The following is a 2,868-nucleotide window of genomic DNA, read 5'->3' as shown; positions in this document are numbered from 1 at the left end:
GCGCACCGCCGCCTGGGTGCGCAAGGCGTGCTGTACAGCGTGCCGCCTGGCCGCATGGACCTGCGCCGCCAGATCGCGAAACGCGCACTGCGCTGGAACGGCAACCTGGATCCCGACAAGCTCATCATCACGGCCGGCGCCACACAGGCCATGCAGATCGCGCTGGGCGTGGTAACGAAGGCAGGCGATACGGTGGCGGTGGAATCGCCCTGCTACTTCGGCACGCTGATGCTGCTGAAGGCGCATGGCTTGAAGGTGCTGGAGATTCCCGCGCATGCGGATCGGGGCATGGATCTGGATGTGCTCGAAAACGCACTGAAGCGCTACCGGATCGCGGCGGTGATCGCCAGTCCCACCGCGAACAATCCTTCCGGCTACACCATGCCAGTGAAGGCCAAGCAACGCCTGGTGAAAATGCTCACGCACGCGGGGGTGCCGCTGATCGAAGACGATCCGTATGGCGACATCACCGTGCAGGCGCAACGCGAGCCGTCGTGCAAGACCTTCGACACGGCAGGCATGGTGCTGTATTGCTCGTCCGTGTCGAAGACCCTGGCCCCGGGCTGGCGTACCGGCTGGCTCGAGGCCGGGCGCTTCGTGCGCGAAGCCACCGAGAGGCGCGTCGAAGCCAGCCTGGCGGGATCGCCCGTCATGGAAGCGGCGCTGGCCGACCTGATGCTTAACGGCGACTACGATCGGCACCTGCGGCGCTTCGCGGCCAGGACCCAGGCTTCGATGCGCGCCATCTCGGCGCGCATCCGGTCTGCCTGGCCCGCAAGCGTCCGCCATACGCAACCGGACGCGGGGTTCTTGCTTTGGCTGGAACTGGAAGCCGGGACCGATACGCAGGAGTTGATGCGGCAGGGACAGGCAGAGGGCTTCAGCATCTGCCCTGGCGCCATGTTCTCGGCAGACGGCAGCCGCTACGCGCACTGCCTGCGGATGAACACGGCCTTGCCGGCGACCCCGCAATTGCTGGCCGTGATAGACCGGATCGGAGAACTGATCGCGCACGGCGCGGCTGTAGCACGCTCCGCCTGACGGCAGGCCCCGCCCCTCGCGGCCGCCGCTGGCGCTCAATGCGCCACGGCCTCCCCGAGGTTCTCCGTGGTCTGCCACGCCTCGGCACCGCCCTGGCCGCGCGGGCGGGTGTCCTTGCATACTTCCCCATCCTTCATCACCAGCACGATCCTGTCCGGATCAACCAGTAGCGACAGGTCCTTGAGCGGATCGCCGTCGACCATGATCACGTCCGCCAGATAGCCCGGGCGCAGCATGCCCAGTTCGTCCGGGCGCTGCATGATGTGGCCGCCCAGGCTGGTGGCGGACACCAAAGCCTCGGTCGGGGTCATGCCGATGTAGTCGACGAAATACTGGAGATCGCGGGCGTTGGTGCCGTGAGGCATCCAGGCAAAGCCGTAGTCGCCGCCAGGCAGGATGCGTATGCCGCGCTGGTGCATCTTGCGCAGCGACGCCGAGGCGACTTCCAGTTCGCGCTTGTAGCCCATCTGCTCGGCGATGGCGGGCGTGATGCCGTACTCCGAGGCATTGAAGGCGGTCCGGATCAGCCAGCCTATGCCCGGCGCCACGAAGTGCTTGTCCTTGTTCGCTTCCAGCAGGTCGAGCGCTTCCTCGTCGGCGAAACTGGCGTGGTAGATCATCTCGATGCCATGGCGCACGCATTGCTTGACCGACTCGCTGGAGCGCGCATGCGCCGCGATCCGCTTGCCGTAGCGCTTGGCCTCGCTCGCCAGCATGGCGATCTCGTCTTCGGCGAATGGCGACATCTCGGCCGGCAGCCCGGCGATGTACTCGCCGGACAGGTTGATCTTCAGGTGATCGACCCCGTACTTGATGAAGGTGCGCGCCGATCGTCGGATCTCTTCAGGCCCGCTGCATACGCTGCCGAAGCTCAGTTCGTCGAACGGCATGTGCGGCAGCGAATTGTCGCCCAGCGCGCCTATGGTCGTGATCTCCTGGCTGCCCGCGAGGTAGCGCGGCCCCGGGCATTCGCCAGCATTGATGGCGTTGCGCAGCACCACGTCCAGGCGCGGCTTGGCCGCGGCCGCGCCGATGGCCGAGGTCCAGCCCATTTCCAGGTAGCGCTTGGCCACGCGCACGCACCAGAGAATATGTTCCTCCGGCGGCATGAACTGGATCGCGGCCAGCGTGGGCTGGTCGTTCCAGGAGAAATGCGTGTGCGCTTCGGTCATGCCGGGCATCAGGAAGCGGCCGCGCCCATCGATGACGCGCGCGCCGTCGCGGCTCACCTGCTGGGGCGTGCGCGCCACCTGCGCAATGCGCGCGCCCTCGATCAGCACCTCGCCTTGATAGGTTTCCGCGCCGCTGCCATCGAAGATGGCGACGTTGGTAATGGCAATTCTGGACATGACAGGTCTCCTCCGGCCCGCGTCGCAGGCCGATTTCTTATGTTGAAGCGTCAGGAAAACGTGGCCTAGCGCAGCGCCGCGTAAAACTCCCGCAAGGCCTGGACGCAGGCCTGTGGCTTTTCGCTGGTGGTCCAGTGGCCACATCCGTCCAGCACGATGCGGCGGCTGCCGGCCATGCGCGCGGCCAGGGCCTCAACGTTGGCGGGCGGCGCCACGCCATCCTGGTCGCCCGTGACCAGCAAGGCGGGGACGCCGGTCGCCTCGACGGCTGCCGGCTGCGCATCCGCCAACGCCTCGCAGCTTTGCGCGTAGCCTTCCGGCGGCTGGCGCATCACGCTCTCGCGCACCAGCGCCAGCACGGCGGGCTGGTCTTGCCTGGTCTGGGCGCTGGTTGCACCCTTGACGATGGCGTCCGCGATTTCCTGCATGGCGGCGTCTCCGCCGCGTGCAAGTTCCGCGCGCGCGCGGATGCCGGGCC

At 67.2% G+C, this 2,868-nt stretch carries 3 protein-coding genes; 1 reads left to right on the top strand and 2 read right to left on the bottom strand.

Going from position 1 to position 2,868, the window contains the following annotated elements; genetic code table 11:
- Positions 1–1,041 (top strand): PLP-dependent aminotransferase family protein (locus VIR09_RS24860; protein WP_332015272.1); only part of this gene is annotated, 1,041 nt, incomplete at its 5' end.
- A 35-nt stretch (positions 1,042–1,076) separates the two neighbouring features.
- Here VIR09_RS24860 and VIR09_RS24855 read toward each other — a convergent pair.
- Together VIR09_RS24855 and VIR09_RS24850 are read right to left on the bottom strand one after the other, a co-directional pair.
- Positions 1,077–2,390, bottom strand: coding sequence for an amidohydrolase family protein (locus VIR09_RS24855; protein ID WP_332015271.1), 1,314 nt, complete (start codon positions 2,388–2,390; stop codon positions 1,077–1,079).
- A 65-nt stretch (positions 2,391–2,455) separates the two neighbouring features.
- A partial coding sequence (locus tag VIR09_RS24850) for an alpha/beta hydrolase (RefSeq protein ID WP_332015270.1) occupies positions 2,456–2,868 on the bottom strand: 413 nt, incomplete at its 5' end.

The organism is Achromobacter sp., assembly GCF_036567245.1.
In the GTDB taxonomy this organism is placed as follows: domain Bacteria; phylum Pseudomonadota; class Gammaproteobacteria; order Burkholderiales; family Burkholderiaceae_B; genus Achromobacter.
The sequence above is the reverse complement of the archived record's forward strand: the minus strand, read 5'-3'. Positions and strand labels throughout refer to the sequence as shown.